This is a genomic window from Enterobacter sp. SENG-6, from assembly GCF_001605945.1.
Classification (GTDB): Bacteria; Pseudomonadota; Gammaproteobacteria; order Enterobacterales; family Enterobacteriaceae; genus Enterobacter; species Enterobacter cloacae.
In genome coordinates, this window is record NZ_LOMM01000019.1 from 18,128 (window position 1) to 33,939 (window position 15,812).

The 15,812-nt window shown below is 55.8% G+C and carries 15 protein-coding genes; 13 read left to right on the forward strand and 2 right to left on the reverse strand.

Annotated features, from left to right (window positions below; all coding sequences use genetic code 11):
• Positions 1-51 precede the first annotated feature (51 nt).
• The gene (locus AX755_RS10665; protein WP_013099081.1) at positions 52-2,190 is read right to left on the reverse strand and encodes an intracellular growth attenuator family protein; all 2,139 of its coding nucleotides are present in this window, start codon (positions 2,188-2,190) and stop codon (positions 52-54) included.
• A 325-nt stretch (positions 2,191-2,515) separates the two neighbouring features.
• Between AX755_RS10665 and nudE the strand changes: the two genes are divergently transcribed.
• The gene (nudE, locus tag AX755_RS10670) at positions 2,516-3,076 is read left to right on the forward strand and encodes an ADP compounds hydrolase NudE (protein WP_029882167.1); all 561 of its coding nucleotides are present in this window, start codon (positions 2,516-2,518) and stop codon (positions 3,074-3,076) included.
• 82 nt (positions 3,077-3,158) lie between these two features.
• On the opposite strand, the gene mrcA is transcribed toward nudE, so the two are convergent.
• Entirely contained in the window at positions 3,159-5,711 is a 2,553-nt protein-coding gene (mrcA, locus tag AX755_RS10675) for a peptidoglycan glycosyltransferase/peptidoglycan DD-transpeptidase MrcA (protein ID WP_013099079.1), read from the reverse strand.
• A gap of 120 nt (positions 5,712-5,831) precedes the next feature.
• Between mrcA and AX755_RS10680 the strand changes: the two genes are divergently transcribed.
• From AX755_RS10680 to trpS, 12 genes are all read left to right on the forward strand, one after another.
• Positions 5,832-6,608: a hypothetical protein gene (locus AX755_RS10680; protein WP_062856738.1), complete on the forward strand. Its 777-nt coding sequence runs from the start codon at positions 5,832-5,834 to the stop codon at positions 6,606-6,608.
• Positions 6,605-7,093 carry a PilN domain-containing protein gene (locus tag AX755_RS10685; protein ID WP_062856739.1) on the forward strand — a complete coding sequence of 163 codons (489 nt, stop codon included), beginning with the start codon at positions 6,605-6,607 and terminating at the stop codon, positions 7,091-7,093. Before AX755_RS10680 ends, AX755_RS10685 begins: the two co-directional genes overlap by 4 nt.
• Positions 7,094-7,096: 3 nt before the next feature.
• Positions 7,097-7,558 (forward strand): HofO family protein, encoded by a 462-nt coding sequence (locus AX755_RS10690; protein ID WP_062856740.1) that lies wholly within the window; start codon positions 7,097-7,099, stop codon positions 7,556-7,558.
• Positions 7,548-7,940 carry a HofP DNA utilization family protein gene (locus AX755_RS10695; RefSeq protein WP_062856741.1) on the forward strand — a complete coding sequence of 131 codons (393 nt, stop codon included), beginning with the start codon at positions 7,548-7,550 and terminating at the stop codon, positions 7,938-7,940. Before AX755_RS10690 ends, AX755_RS10695 begins: the two co-directional genes overlap by 11 nt.
• Entirely contained in the window at positions 7,855-9,090 is a 1,236-nt protein-coding gene (hofQ, locus tag AX755_RS25110; RefSeq protein ID WP_062856742.1) for a DNA uptake porin HofQ, read from the forward strand. Before AX755_RS10695 ends, hofQ begins: the two co-directional genes overlap by 86 nt.
• A 286-nt stretch (positions 9,091-9,376) precedes the next feature.
• Complete coding sequence (aroK, locus tag AX755_RS10705; protein ID WP_003861630.1) at positions 9,377-9,898, forward strand: shikimate kinase AroK; 522 nt, start codon at positions 9,377-9,379, stop codon at positions 9,896-9,898.
• 57 nt (positions 9,899-9,955) lie between these two features.
• The gene (gene aroB / locus AX755_RS10710) at positions 9,956-11,044 is read left to right on the forward strand and encodes a 3-dehydroquinate synthase (protein ID WP_062856743.1); all 1,089 of its coding nucleotides are present in this window, start codon (positions 9,956-9,958) and stop codon (positions 11,042-11,044) included.
• A 92-nt stretch (positions 11,045-11,136) separates the two neighbouring features.
• On the forward strand, positions 11,137-12,438 hold the full coding sequence (damX, locus tag AX755_RS10715) for a cell division protein DamX (protein ID WP_013099070.1): 1,302 nt from the start codon (positions 11,137-11,139) through the stop codon (positions 12,436-12,438).
• A 67-nt stretch (positions 12,439-12,505) separates the two neighbouring features.
• Complete coding sequence (gene dam, locus AX755_RS10720) at positions 12,506-13,318, forward strand: adenine-specific DNA-methyltransferase (RefSeq protein ID WP_013099069.1); 813 nt, start codon at positions 12,506-12,508, stop codon at positions 13,316-13,318.
• 41 nt (positions 13,319-13,359) lie between these two features.
• Entirely contained in the window at positions 13,360-14,037 is a 678-nt protein-coding gene (rpe, locus tag AX755_RS10725; protein ID WP_008503032.1) for a ribulose-phosphate 3-epimerase, read from the forward strand.
• On the forward strand, positions 14,030-14,791 hold the full coding sequence (gene gph / locus AX755_RS10730) for a phosphoglycolate phosphatase (protein WP_029882160.1): 762 nt from the start codon (positions 14,030-14,032) through the stop codon (positions 14,789-14,791). The genes rpe and gph overlap by 8 nt, the downstream gene beginning before the upstream one ends.
• A complete protein-coding gene (gene trpS / locus AX755_RS10735) occupies positions 14,784-15,788 on the forward strand; it encodes a tryptophan--tRNA ligase (protein WP_020687783.1) in 1,005 nt (334 codons plus the stop codon). The genes gph and trpS overlap by 8 nt, the downstream gene beginning before the upstream one ends.
• The last annotated feature ends 24 nt before the right edge of the window (positions 15,789-15,812 follow it).

Below are 15,812 nucleotides of genomic sequence, written 5' to 3' on the forward strand. Positions count from 1 at the left end.
AGCCAGAAGAAACGTGCGCGACAGGGTAGCACAACTTGTCGCGCAGCGATGTTATCCGATCAGGCTCTCAGAGGAGGGGACCAGCTTAGGATTAAGGCAATTTTCGTAGTATTGCTGGATCTCAGCAAGCCGGGTGCGCGAACGCTGGTAACGGCGCAGGGCCATGATGCCGTTCCAGAAAATAGACACCAGCATGGCGATCATCAGCAGTGATGTACCGATATAACGCCATAAACCCGCGCTGTCAGGCATCCGGTGCAGGCCGATATGGCGCGTACCGTTGGCATCGGTAAAGATACTGGTCACAATCCCTTCGGCACTGAATGGCGTTTGCATCAGCATCTGCGCCAGACGCTGGAACTGCCCCCATTGTTCCTGAGCCGGGTAGTCGTACAGGGCAATCTGCGGATAAGGCTGATCGACCAGGTCGCTGCCTTCATCGCTGACAATCACAAAACCGCCAGGCGCCGGGCTATTCAGCGCCTGGGCCGCACGGGTGGTTTCACGCATCACAAACGGCGCGGTAGAGGTCGCCACCAGGTTATCCAGCGATTCGGCACTCACCGGGCGCAGTAGCACGTTCACGCCGTCCAGACGACCCGCTTCGGCGCGCTTCACCAGCGAGTCCCAGTCTTTGCTGTTACCCAGGTTCACGAGCGCATTTTTAAGGCGAACGCACTCATCCTGTGCTGAACATAAATCCTGCGTTTTCAATACGATTTCGCCAAAGTCATCCAGCAGTACCATCCCGGATTTCTGAATGGCAGAACGCAGGGCAGGGCTGACGCGTGAATCATCATCGGTTTTCGGGTGCAGCTGGCGGTTGAGCGTCTGGGTGAGCGCAGTGGCTTTATTGACGACATCCGATTCTGGCAGCGGCAACGGCGGCGCATCGTTCCAGACGATTTGCGAGCAGTCGAACGGCATGAACGGCGAGTTCTGACGGGTATTCCATGCCCCTGGGGTGTGGATGTTACACATCCCGGTACCCTTCAGACGGAGCGTATCACCCACCCGCACGCCAGCGTCATCCAGCTGCTTAACGCTGGTGGCTTCTACGGTTTGTGCCCCTTTGATCCACGACAGGGTGAATTTGATGGGCATATCCAGCGGCACGAACAGCAGCAACAGAGCAAAGACCAGCGCTGCGCCCCCGGCGATAACCGTACTGCGTAGCCAGTGCTGAAGCGGGAAGTTTTTCACTTCATCGTGCAGGGAGAGGAAGCGCCCCTGACGCACAACATGGCGGTCAAGGTAGATATCAATATCGGTTTTATGCCCCAAATCCTGTGCAATCCATGGCTGCCAGTGGCGCGGATAGATAAGGTCAATAATCCCGAGGGAGATATTGTTGATATGTTCCTGATCGTTCTCACCGAACAGGCCCCAGCGCTTAGGGGTGCCGCGCAGGCAGTGAATTTCACGCAAAGAGGTTTTGGCCGGAGGCGCAAACAGCCCCCACAGCCCGGCGGCCAACAGCAGCAGCGCACCGCCCGCGAGCCATGGGACAAACACATCCGGCGTCAACAGACAGAAGAAAAAGAGCAGGAAGGCGGCCACAATCAGGACCGCCTCGCGAATGCCATCCGGACGACTCAGGGCGTGCTCTTCATGAGTCTCCTGACGAATGTTCAGCAGTTCAATTTGCTCGGTCTCTTCACCGCGAATGGAGGCCTGCTTTGAACTCGCGCGTTCCAGCGCAAAGCGCGGTGCTTCATGAATGTACTCATTCAGCGTATGGCCGTTCAGGGAGATGACCAGCGGCAGCGAATCGGTATGGATAAGCTCAACGCTGTTTTCATCATTAATGTACTGCTCCCAGGAGGGAGGCAGATGCACTTCAACGGAGTCGAGGTAGTAACGCCATTTATTGGGATCGTCCGTCGTGATGCCATAACGGGTGATGGAGCGCGTCACGCAGAGCACGGTGTCGCTTTGTGCGTTCAGATTGAGGGTGACAGGCGCAGCCGTAGCCCCCGTTGGCCCGGGCGTTAACTGGGAACGGTTGAGGGTTTCGAGATAGTTCTCAACAGCATCGCGCTCTTCTTGCGTGAGTTTACGCGTTGTGGCACCGGCAAAGGCCGTTAAAAAGGGCAGCCTGAAACGACGCTGTACGCGACGCCTGTATACCCACCCTGCAACTAAAGCGCCGGCCAGCATAGCAGCGAGAACGATCAAAATGGTGCTCATGCTTTCCCCATCTTACTTTATCTTCTTACAGGTGTAGTCAGTGCACCTTTAACAATGAATGAGAGTCTGTGGTTGGCTATCGGCAAGCATGGAGTCGAACTTGAGCATTCTGCAGCGCATCCCAGTGACCGATGATGATAGCAAAGCCTGTCATGGCGCGATATCAGCAAATTCCTGGAAACATTTCAACCTCTTGACATTTGTTTTGATTTGAGGATTGATTCCTGTCAGGTTGCACAAATGTAAATAAAGAACAATTGACATTGCCGAAACCGTGCGGCGTATCGCACAATAAAGTCAGTTCACACTTCAAAGACCCGTCAAGATGAGCAAACCACTACAAAAACCCACCATTCTGAGTGTTGAAACTGTCGCGAAATCCCGGCTGTTTAATGTCGAAAGTGTGGACCTGGAGTTCAGCAACGGCGTGCGTCGCGTTTATGAACGTATGCGCCCCTCATCGCGTGAAGCGGTGATGATCATCCCCATTGTTGATGACCATCTGATTTTGATCCGCGAATATGCAGTGGGCACGGAATCTTATGAACTGGGTTTCTCGAAAGGGCTTATTGACCCCGGTGAAACGGTCTTTGAAGCAGCAAACCGTGAGCTGAAAGAAGAGGTTGGGTTTGGCGCGAAAGAGCTATCGTTCCTGAAAAAGCTGAGCATGGCTCCCTCCTATTTTTCCAGCAAAATGAACATTGTGGTGGCTGAAGATCTTTACCCTGAATCGCTGGAAGGTGACGAGCCGGAGCCGCTGCCCCAGGTTCGCTGGCCACTGGCGCACCTGATGGATTTGCTGGAAGATCCTGACTTCAATGAGGCGCGTAACGTGAGCGCGCTGTTCCTGGTGCGGGAATGGCTGAAGGGGCAGGGGCGGCTGTAGTGGCCTGATGCCCCAACCCTCTTCCACGGGAGAGGGAGCAAACACAAAAACGGCAACCCGAGGTTGCCGTTTTGCTTTGTTGTCAGAACAGCTCGTGCGTCTCGCCGTTATCAATAATCTCTGTACCCACCTCATGTACCGCCTGCGTGGTTGGCTGCGTACCTTCGATGAAATACTCCTCACGGCTATTGCCACCGTTGGCTAACTGCCCGGTGCTGCGGTCGATATTGACCGTGACCACGCCCGGCGGTGGCGTCAGCGGCTGCTCCGGCACACCCTCAAGAACGGATTTCATATAGGCATCCCAGGCCGGTTGCGCACTTTTGGCCCCACCTTCGTAGCCGGAAATCTGATCTTTGATCGCGCCAGACGCCGTGGTGCGGCCTAAATCGCGGCGGTGATCGTCAAAACCGATCCAGACCGAAGTCACCACGCCCGGACCGTAGCCGGAGAACCAGGCATCTTTCGAGCTGTTGGTGGTCCCGGTTTTACCGCCGATATCGTGGCGCTGTAAATCACGCCCGGCACGCCAGCCGGTACCCTGCCAGCCCGGTTCACCGAAGATGTTGGTATTCAACGCGCTCTTGATCAGGAATGACAGCGGGGTGTTGATCACATGTGGGGCATACTCCTGCGCACCGCTCTGCGCCACCAGCGCCTGGTTTGCCTGTTCCAGCTGTGGCTGCGGCACCACGCCGTTCGGCTGCTCCTGCGACACGGCGACATCTTCCATGTCCTTGTTTTCAAGCACGTCAGACTTCGGCGTATTGCCGTAAATCACCGGAATATCGCACTCCGCACAGGCAATTTTCGGTTTCGCTTCGAACAGCACACCGCCCTGGTCGTTTTCGATTTTACTGATGAAGTACGGGTCGATCAGGAAGCCGCCGTTGGCCATGACCGAATACCCCCGCGCCACTTGCAGCGGCGTGAACGATGCCGAGCCTAACGCCAGCGATTCGGTGCGCACGATGTTCTGTGCCGGGAAGCCAAAACGTTGCAGATACTCTGCCGCGTAATCGACGCCCATCGCACGCATTGCACGCACCATCACCACGTTTTTCGACTGACCCAGCCCCTGACGAAGGCGAATAGGGCCTGCGTATTCCGCCGGCGAGTTCTTCGGCTGCCAGTCGGAACCGGCACCGGCATCCCAGCGAGAGATCGGCACGTCATTGAGGATACTGGCAAGCGTTAAGCCTTTATCCATCGCCGCCGTGTAGAGGAACGGTTTGATATTCGAACCGACCTGACGCAGCGCCTGCGTCGCGCGGTTGAATTTGCTCTGGTTGAAATCAAACCCACCCACCAGCGCCAGCACGGCACCGTTTTGCGGGTTAATGGAGACCAGCGCGGAGTTGACGTCTGGCACCTGCGCCAGCCACCAGGCATCGCCTACCTGACGCACCCAGATTTGTTGTCCGGTTTGTACGACATCGGTCACTTTGCGTGGTGTTGGTCCCTGTAAGGTGTCAGAGCGGTACGGACGCGCCCAGCGGATCCCGTCCATACGCAAGGAGACTGAGGTGCCATCCGCAAGCGTTGCAACGGCTTCCTGAGGCGTGGCCTGCGTCACCACCGCAGGCAGCAGCGGGCCGTAGGTAGGCAGCGCTTTCAGCGTACTGGTGATTTTTTTACTGTCCCAGGCGCTTTCGCCCACCTTCCACAGCACGTTGGACGGGCCGCGATAGCCGTGACGCATATCGTAGTCCATCACGTTATTTCTCACCGCATCCTGTGCCGCCTGCTGCCCTTTACGGGTAACCGTGGTGTATACGCGATAACCATCTTCATAGGCCTTATCCCCATAACGGCTGACCATTTCCTGGCGAACCATTTCGGTCAGATACGGGGCAGAGAAGGCGATCTCCGGCGCATGGTAGTTGGCATCGATGACATCGTTGCGTGCCTGCTCATATTCACTCTGGCTGATGTAGCCTTCGCTCAGCATACGTGACAGAACGACATTGCGACGTGCGGTGGCGCGATCGAGCGAGTAGAGCGGGTTAAACGTGGACGGGGCTTTAGGCAGGCCGGCAATGGTCGCCATTTCGCTTAAGGTCAGTTGCTCCACGGGCTTGCCGAAGTACACCTGTGCCGCAGCACCCACGCCATAGGCGCGATAACCGAGATAGATCTTGTTGAGGTAAAGCTCAAGGATTTCGTCTTTACTCAGCAACTGCTCAATGCGGATCGCGAGGAACACCTCTTTTATCTTACGGATCAGCGTCTTTTCAGGGCTGAGGAAGAAGTTACGCGCCAGCTGCTGCGTAATGGTACTTGCCCCCTGAGAGGCATGCCCGGAGAACAGCGCAACGCTTGCGGCACGGAAAATCCCCACCGGGTCAACGCCGTGGTGCTCGTAAAAACGGCTGTCCTCTGTGGCGATGAAGGCCTTCACCATCACAGGGGGAATTTGGTTTAAGGTCAGCGGGATACGGCGTTTTTCGCCGTACTGCGCCATAAGCTCGCCGTCGGCGCTGTAGACCTGCATTGGGATCTGGAGCCGCACATCACGAAGCGTAGCGACATCAGGTAGCTGCGGCTCAATATATTTGTACAAACCGTAAATCGAGCCTGCTCCCAGCAGAATGCAACACACTGCAAGGATTAATAAATACTTTACGAACTTCACCGGAGATTTCCCATCTGGTTTCACTTGGGCAGTTTCTAAACAATCGCGCGGTAGTATAAAGGCAAGCCTGATTCATTGATATAGCCGTCACGGCGACGGGCGATAAGGAGATCGTGAAGCATGGCTTTCAAAACATGGCAAACGGGCGTTCATATTCAACAAGATAGGGTGCTGATTGTCGCGCTGGTTCGTGAGCGTCTCAGCTGGTGTCTGCGCTGCTGGTGGGCGATACCGCTGACGGAAGGCATCATCCTCGACGGGAAAATTTGTCAGCCAGAACAATTGTTTGACGCATTACGCGGCTGGCGGCGTACGTTGCCGCATCAGCACCGGGTGTTCCTCTCATTTCCGGCGGCGCGTACCCTGCAAAGATCGTTACCCCGCCCGGCTATCACCCTGCGCGACAGCGAACAGCTCTCCTGGCTAGGGGCTGCGCTCTCGCGTGAGCTGGAGATGTCCCCTGATGCGCTGTGCTTCGATTACGCGCAGGACACGTTCAGCAACACATTTCATGTCACCGCTGCGCAAAACAAAGAGGTTGAAACACTACTGACGCTCGCGAAAACGCTGCATTTACGGCTGGTGACGATTACTCCGGATGCCAGCGCGCTGGCAAATTTTCTTCCTGCGGTGGCACCGGCGCAGTGTGTCGCGTGGCGAGACGAACATCAGTGGTTGTGGGCAATGCGCCACCAGTGGGGGCGCCGCTTCGTTACCGAGGCCAAAAGCGTGGCTGAACTGGCGGCACTGCTGGCTCTCGCGCCGGACGATATCGCGCTGTTTGATAGCCAGCGCGACCCGTGGGAGATCGTCTCTCGCTGTCAGCCCCCGCTGCCGGAGTGCGGTGCCGATTATGCCGTCGCGCTGGCGCTGGCCATGAGCGAGGTGCCTGAATGAGCATGATCAATCTTCTTCCGTGGCGACAGCAACGACGCGTGCGCCGCCTGCGGTTCTGGGGAGGTCTGTCTGCGGCCACCTGTATTCTGACGCTGGCAACGGTCTTCAGTTTGAGCATGCACGCCCACCTGAAACTGCACGCCCTGCAGGCTGAACTGGCGGGCATACAGACCGTGCAGCGCGCGCTGTCTTCTCGTCTACCTCTTGCCACACCCGCTCCCACGCGCCAGACACAGCGTATGGCGTGGCACCCGGTGCTGGCGTCACTCTCCGATGCCATTCCGGCGCAGGCCTGGTTCACTGAGCTTCGTTACCAACCGCCCTCTTTGATGATTAACGGCTATGCCTCAGCACTGCCCGCCCTGTCGGCAATGGGTGATGCTCTGCGACAAATAGCGGGTTTTACCCCAGGGTCAGCAGGGGAGATACGGCAGGATAATCACGGGCGCTGGATGTTCACTTTTCAGCTCACAGGCCAGGGGTAACGTGTGAACAGAATATTTGAACGCTGGTGTGAGAGCCGTCGCCGGTACCGGCTCCTGTGCGGTGGGCTGGGCGTTGCCTTGTTGTGGGGAACCGCATGGGGCCTGTTCCTGAGGCCGCTTAATTCACAGCTTGCTGCGCTTCAGAAGCAAATGGCCGACGCCGTACAGCGCCATACGACGCTCTGGCCTGTCGCCAGCAACGCGCCGCGCCGGACACCTGAGCCTGACGCACGCCCGGTGGTGCGCTTTTCCCCGCTGGATTTTCAGGCTGATGGCGCAACGCTGGTGCACTGGAAACCCCTTCCGGGCGGTGGAGAGCTGGCGCTGGATGCCGAGTGGCCAGCAATCCTGACGGCTTTCGCCCGGCTGGCGCAGCAAGATGTCCGGATTGCCGCCTTTACGCTTGCGCCTCAGGGCGCGGCGTTACGTCTGCGAGTGCAGCTGGAGCAAGACCATGCGAAATAGCCTGCGTTACCTGCTGGTTTGCTCAGTGCTGTTACTCACCGGGATGCGCGATCCGTTTCATCCGCCCGACGATCCCTGTGCCGTTGGCGAGCTGACGCAGTGGCACTATCGCGGCATGGTCGGCGGGGTTGGCCTGTTGCAGGACGGGAAACAGCGCTGGTATCGCCTGCACTTAGAGGAACGTTTACCGGCGGGCTGGCGGGTCAGCGCAATGAATGAGACGCAACTCGTCGTAGACGTGGGTGAAACCTGTGAGCCAGCGCAATGGACGTGGCAACGAGAAGGAACGAAGAAAAATGAATTTAAGGATAACGCTGCTGTTACTGACGATCGTCACTCCGCTGGCCGCCGCACCGAAGCCGGTCACGCTGGTGGTGGATGACGTTCCTGTGGTTCAGGTCCTGCAGGCGCTGGTGGCGCAGGAGAATCGTAATCTGGTGGTGTCACCCGACGTAAGCGGCACATTATCGCTCAGTCTGACGCATGTTCCGTGGCGACAGGCATTACAGACGGTGATCGCCAGCGCAGGGCTGGTTCTGCGCGAGGAGGGCGGCATTTTCTATGTCAATACGGCGGCCTGGCAGCGCGAACAGCAGGAGCGTAAAGCACAGGACCGGGCCCGCAGGCAGCTTGAGGCTCCGCTGCTCTCGCAAAGCATTTCGTTTTCATACGCTGATGCCGGGGAGCTGCAAAACGCAGCGGAGAAACTGCTCAGTCCGAAGGGCAGTCTGTCTCTTGATAAACGCACCAACCGGCTGCTGGTCAGGGATAATAAAGCCGTACTGGAGACGCTACAGCGCTGGGCAACACAGATGGATATTCCCGTCGAGCAGGTCGAACTGGCGGCGCATATCGTCACCATCAACGAAAAAAGTCTGCGGGAGCTGGGGGTGAAATGGAATCTTGCCGAGGCCAGCGAAGCGGGCAAGGTTGGGCAAATGACATCCCTTGGCAGTGATTTGTCCGTGGCCAGCGCCACCAGCCATGTGGGGTTTAACATCGGGCGTATTAACGGCAGGCTGCTGGATCTGGAGCTGTCAGCACTGGAGCAAAAACAGCAGGTCGATATCATCGCCAGCCCGCGACTGCTGGCCTCACATATGCAGCCGGCCAGTATCAAACAGGGCAGTGAGATCCCATACCAGGTCTCCAGCGGGGAGAGTGGGGCTACCTCTGTGGAGTTCAAAGAGGCGGTATTAGGTATGGAGGTCACCCCAGTGGTGCTACCGGGCGGGCGCGTGCGCCTGAAATTACATATCAGTGAAAATATGCCGGGGCAGGTGTTGCAACAGGCCGATGGCGAAACGCTGGCTATCGACAAACAAGAAATAGAGACTCAGGTGGAGGTAAAAAGTGGAGAAACGCTGGCGCTGGGCGGTATTTTCTCGCAAAAGAATAAAACCGGAAGTGATAGCGTACCCGGGCTCGGTAAAATCCCCTGGCTTGGGCAGCTTTTTCGTCATGACGGTAAAGACAACGAACGGCGTGAATTAGTGGTGTTTATAACACCACGTCTGGTGGCTATTCACTGACGGGTAACGATCCCCGCAATGATTTTGCATTCAGTTTGTTGCAGATGTTTGACGTGGGGCATGAATTAGCATACAAGGAGTACCGATTTGAGTTGGACTGACGTCTTGTTGTCTTATGCGTCTGGTGCGGTGATTTAATCAGTTGCCAAACAAGCCGGAGTATTGAGATAATTTTTAGTCTGACTCTCGCTCTATTGCATATGAGGTTTCAGTTCATGTCCTGCTACGCCGGGTGTCTGCGAAGCGGGGATTACCATTAACGAATAGTCTTAGTAGTACCGAAAAAATGGCAGAGAAACGCAATATCTTTCTGGTTGGGCCTATGGGTGCCGGCAAAAGCACTATTGGGCGTCAGTTAGCTCAACAACTCAATATGGAATTTTACGATTCTGATCAAGAGATTGAGAAACGAACCGGAGCTGATGTGGGCTGGGTCTTCGATGTAGAAGGCGAAGAAGGTTTCCGTGACCGAGAAGAAAAAGTGATCAACGAACTCACGGAAAAACAGGGCATCGTGCTGGCGACCGGCGGCGGTTCTGTAAAATCTCGCGAAACCCGCAACCGTCTCTCCGCCCGTGGCGTAGTGGTCTATCTTGAGACGACCATTGAAAAACAGCTGGCACGTACGCAGCGCGATAAAAAGCGCCCGCTGCTGCAGGTTGAAACGCCACCACGCGAAGTTCTGGAAGCGTTGGCCGATGAACGCAATCCTCTGTACGAAGAGATTGCTGATGTGACCATTCGTACTGATGATCAGAGCGCTAAAGTGGTTGCAAACCAGATTATTCATATGCTGGAAAGCAACTGATTCTGGCTTTATATACACTCGCCTGCGGGTAAAAGCATTAAAGGTGGATGTCGCGTCATGGAGAGGATTACAGTTACTCTCGGGGAACGTAGTTACCCTATCACCATCGCGGCTGGTTTGTTTAACGACCCAGCTTCCTTTTTACCACTGAAAGCGGGTGATCAGGCGATGCTGGTCACCAATGAGACGCTGGCTCCGCTTTATCTTGACCGCGTTCGCCACCTGCTTGAGCAGGCGGGCGTGAAGGTCGACAGTGTAATTCTGCCCGATGGCGAGCAGTATAAAAGCCTGACGGTACTGGATACCGTCTTTACCGCATTGTTGCAAAAACCCCATGGTCGCGATACGACACTGCTTGCTCTCGGCGGCGGTGTTGTGGGCGATCTGACGGGCTTTGCGGCAGCAAGCTATCAACGTGGTGTCCGTTTTATTCAGATTCCGACCACCTTACTGTCTCAGGTCGACTCTTCCGTTGGCGGCAAAACCGCGGTCAACCATCCGCTCGGCAAAAACATGATTGGCGCGTTCTACCAGCCTGCTTCGGTGGTGGTGGATCTCGACTGTCTGAAAACCCTGCCAGCACGCGAACTGGCCTCTGGCCTGGCTGAAGTGATCAAATACGGCATTATTCTCGACGGCGAGTTCTTTAACTGGCTGGAAGAGAATATGGATGCGCTGCTGCGCCTGGATGAGGCTAAACTGGCATACTGCATTCGCCGTTGTTGTGAGCTGAAAGCAGAAGTTGTTGCAGCAGACGAGCGTGAAACGGGCTTACGTGCTTTACTGAATCTTGGGCATACGTTTGGCCACGCGATTGAAGCCGAAATGGGTTACGGAAACTGGCTCCACGGTGAAGCTGTCGCTGCTGGCATGGTGATGGCTGCCCGTACCTCCGAACGTCTGGGTCAGTTCAAACCGGAAGATACGGCACGTATCATCGCACTGCTGGAACGTGCTGGCTTGCCGGTAACCGGGCCGCAGGAGATGTCGGCGCAAGCGTATTTACCCCACATGATGCGCGATAAAAAAGTATTGGCAGGTGAGATGCGTCTTGTACTCCCGCTTGCAATAGGGAAGAGTGAAGTGCGCGGCGGAGTGCCGCACGATGTCGTTCTTGGCGCTATCGCTGATTGTCAGCAGGCGTAACAACTAGAAAGGTCAGGCCACTGTTATCAGTGGTCGTTTAGCTTCAGGCGAAATGCAAAGTCGTAGGCATAAGCCTTTGAGTGGGGTGTTAAATGGATGAATTCAAACCAGAAGACGAGCTGAAACCCGATCCCAGCGATCGTCGTACTGGTCGTTCTCGTCAATCTTCAGAACGTGATAACGAGCCGCAGATCAACTTTGACGATGTTGATCTGGATGCAGACGATCGTCGCCCTTCACGTAGCCGCAATGCGCGTGATGAGCGAGAAGAAGAGGATTATGAGTCCGAAGAAGATTCAATGGACGAAGAGCCAGTAGAGCGTCGCCCGCGTAAACGTAAAAAAGCGGCCGCGCAGAAACCGGCCTCCCGCCAGTACATCATGATGGGACTGGGCGTTCTGGTGCTTGTGCTGCTGATTGTCGGCATTGGCTCCGCGCTGAAAGCGCCTTCCACGAATTCTGGCGAGCAAACGGCTTCCACTGAGAAGAGCATCAACCTCTCCGGTAACGATGCGGCAGATCAGGCAAATGGTGCACAGCCAGCGCCGGGGACCACCTCCGCAGAGCAGACCGCCAGTAACACAACGACGCCGCAGGATGTTTCCCTGCCGCCAGTCTCTTCTACCCCCGCTCAGAATCAGGCACCTGCCACGCCAGAAGGCCAGCAGCGTGTAGAGGTTCAGGGCGATCTGAACAACGCGCTGATGCAGCCGCAAAACCAGCAGCAGGTGGATAACGTCGTGGTGAACTCTACGCTGCCAACTGAACCTGCAACCGTTGCGCCTGTTCGCGGTGGCAACGCTCAGCCACAAACCGCAGCAACCGAAAGCAAGCCGCGTCAGACTCAGACTGCACCACGTCAGGAACGTAAGCAGGCGGTCATTGAACCTAAGCGTGAAACCAAACCTCAGGCTGTGGTAAAAGCACCAGAAGTCAAAGCGACCCCGGCGCAGCCGAAACGGACTGAAACCGCTGCGGCAAGCGAGCCTGCAAAAGCGCCAGTGACGCAGACTGCACCGAAAGCCACGGCCACCACCACTGCACCTGCGGCGACAACGGCTCCAGCTGCAACCGCCACAGCATCGGCTGGCACAACCGGTAAAACGACGGGTAACGTCGGTTCACTGAAATCTGCGCCATCCAGTAACTACACGCTGCAGCTGAGCAGTTCGTCCAACTATGACAACCTCAACGGTTGGGCGAAGAAATCGAATCTGAAAAACTACGTGGTTTATCAGACGACCCGTAACGGGCAGCCGTGGTATGTGCTGGTGAGCGGTGTGTATGCTTCTAAAGATGAAGCGAAACGTGCCGTGGCGACACTGCCAGCAGACGTTCAGGCGAAAAACCCGTGGGCGAAGCCCATTCATCAGGTTCAGGCCGATCTTAAGTAATGTTTAAAGCGCAGGATGCTGTCGGAGCTTTCTCCACAGCCGGAGAAGGTGTAATCAGTTAGTCAGCATGAAAAAAAATCGCGCTTTTCTGAAATGGGCAGGGGGGAAATACCCCCTGCTTGATGATATTAAAAAGCACCTGCCTAAAGGCGAGTGTCTTATCGAGCCCTTTGTGGGCGCAGGATCGGTGTTCCTGAACACCGATTTTTCTCGTTATATCCTGGCGGATATCAACAGCGATCTCATCAGCCTCTATAACATCGTCAAACTGCGTACCGATGAGTATGTGGAAGAGGCGCGCAAGCTGTTTACGCCCGAGAACAATCATCCGGATGTTTACTACCAGCTGCGCACTGAGTTTAACCAGAGCCAGGATCCGTTCCGTCGGGCGCTGTTGTTCCTCTATCTCAACCGCCATGGTTACAACGGCCTGTGCCGGTATAATCTGCGTGGGGAATTCAACGTGCCGTTTGGCCGCTATAAGCGCCCTTACTTCCCGCAGGACGAGCTGTATCACTTTGCTGAAAAAGCGCAGAATGCAGAATTCCACTGCCTCTCATATGAAGAGTGTATGGAACTGGCGGGCGTAGACTCGGTGGTTTACTGCGATCCGCCGTACGCCCCGCTGTCTGCGACGGCGAATTTTACCGCCTATCACACCAACAGCTTCAGTCCGGCCGAGCAGGCCCGTCTGGCGGAGATGGCGGAAAAGCTGGTCAGCAAAAGAATTCCGGTGTTAATTTCGAATCACGATACCCCTGATACGCGCGAATGGTACAAAGCCGCGAAGCATTTTCAGGTCAAAGTGCGGCGTAGCATTAGCAGCAACGGCGGCACACGTAAAAAGGTGGACGAACTCCTGGCTCTTTATCGCCCCTGAGCCGTTTTGCCCGCCGGTAAACACATTTCAAGGAGATGCGGATGAAACAGTTTTTGATTGCTCCCTCAATTCTGTCGGCCGATTTTGCCCGCCTGGGTGAGGACACTGCTAACGCGCTCGCCGCGGGTGCGGATGTCGTCCATTTCGACGTTATGGATAACCACTACGTTCCTAACCTGACCATTGGCCCCATGGTGCTCAAGGCGCTGCGTAACTACGGTATTACCGCGCCCATTGACGTCCATCTGATGGTGAAACCGGTTGACCGCATCGTGCCTGATTTTGCCGCGGCGGGCGCCAGCATCATTACTTTCCACCCGGAAGCGTCTGAACACGTTGACCGCACGCTGCAGCTGATTAAAGAAAACGGCTGTAAAGCGGGCCTGGTCTTTAACCCGGCAACGCCGCTGAGCTATCTCGACTATGTGATGGATAAGCTGGACGTTATCTTGCTGATGTCCGTTAACCCGGGCTTTGGCGGGCAGTCATTCATTCCTCACACGCTTGATAAACTGCGTGAAGTGCGCCGTCGTATTGATGAGTCAGGTTATGACATCCGTCTGGAAGTGGATGGTGGCGTGAAGGTGAATAACATTGGTGAAATTGCGGCTGCGGGCGCGGATATGTTCGTTGCCGGTTCGGCAATTTTCGACCAACCGGATTACAAAAAAGTTATAGATGAAATGCGCCGCGAGCTGGCGAAGGTAAGTCATGGATAAATTGCAGGCAACCCGGGGTATTGCATTTGACCTCGATGGCACGCTGGTTGACAGCGCGCCGGGCTTAACGAGCGCCGTCGACCAGGCGCTGTACGCCCTTGAACTGCCCGTCGCGGGCGAAGATCGCGTCGTGACGTGGATTGGTAATGGCGCAGATGTCCTGATGGAGCGCGCCCTGACGTGGGCTCGCCAGGAGCGTGCGTCACAACGTTCCGCACAGGGTAAACCGAGCGTTGATCACGCGGATATCCCGCAGGAAGAACAGCTGCGTATTCTGCGCAAACTGTTTGACCGTTTCTACGCAGAAACCGTTGAAGAAGGCAGCTTCCTGTTCCCGGACGTGAAGGAAACGCTGAGCGCGCTGCATGCGAAAGGCATTCCGCTGGGGCTGGTTACCAACAAGCCGACGCCGTTTGTTGCGCCATTGCTGGACGCGCTGGATATCGCGAAATACTTCACCGTGATTGTGGGCGGTGATGACGTACAGAATAAAAAGCCGCACCCGGAACCGCTGTTGCTGGTGGCAGGAAAATTATCCTTAACACCTGCTGAGCTGCTCTTTGTCGGTGATTCACGCAATGATATTCTGGCTGCCAGAGCGGCGGGTTGTCCCTCCGTGGGGTTAACCTATGGCTACAACTACGGTGAGGCCATTACCCTGAGTGAGCCGGACGTCGTGTTCGATCGCTTCAAAGATTTGTTGCCCGCACTCGGGCTTTCATACAGTGAACATCAGGAATTGAAAAATGACTAAGCCCATCGTTTTTAGTGGCGCCCAGCCGTCAGGTGAATTGACCATTGGTAACTACATGGGTGCGTTACGTCAGTGGGTTAGCATGCAGGATGACTACCATTGCATTTACTGCATTGTGGATCTGCATGCTATTACCGCCCGTCAGGATCCTGAGAAGCTGCGTAAAGCCACGCTGGACACCCTGGCGCTCTATCTGGCCTGCGGGATCGATCCTGAAAAGAGCACCATCTTCGTTCAGTCTCACGTGCCGGAACATGCACAGCTTGGCTGGGCGCTGAACTGCTACACCTACTTTGGTGAACTGAGCCGTATGACGCAGTTCAAGGATAAATCCGCGCGCTATTCCGAGAACATTAACGCCGGTCTGTTTGACTATCCGGTGCTGATGGCGGCTGACATTCTGCTGTATCAGACTAACCAGGTGCCGGTGGGTGAAGACCAGAAGCAACACCTGGAGCTGAGCCGTGATATCGCCCAGCGCTTTAATGCCCTGTATGGCGAAGTGTTCAAAGTGCCAGAGCCATTTATTCCAAAATCCGGTGCACGCGTGATGTCGCTGCTGGAGCCGACCAAAAAGATGTCCAAGTCTGACGATAACCGCAACAACGTAATCGGCCTGCTGGAAGATCCGAAATCGGTGGTTAAAAAGCTCAAGCGTGCCGTGACTGACTCCGACGAGCCGCCTGTTGTGCGCTACGATGTGCAGAACAAAGCGGGGGTCTCTAACCTGCTGGATATCCTCTCCGGTGTGACCGGCCAGAGCATTCCTGAGCTGGAACAGCACTTTGAAGGCAAGATGTACGGCCACCTGAAAGGCGAAGTGGCGGATGCCGTTTCCGGTATGCTGACCGAGCTGCAGGAGCGTTATCATCGCTACCGTAACGATGAAGCCTTCCTGCAGAAGGTGATGAAAGAGGGCGCTGAAAAAGCCAGCGCGCGCGCGTCAGAAACCCTGAAAGCGGTGTACGAAGCGATTGGGTTTGTTGCGAAGCCGTAGGTAAAAGCAAAACGGTAACGGCGT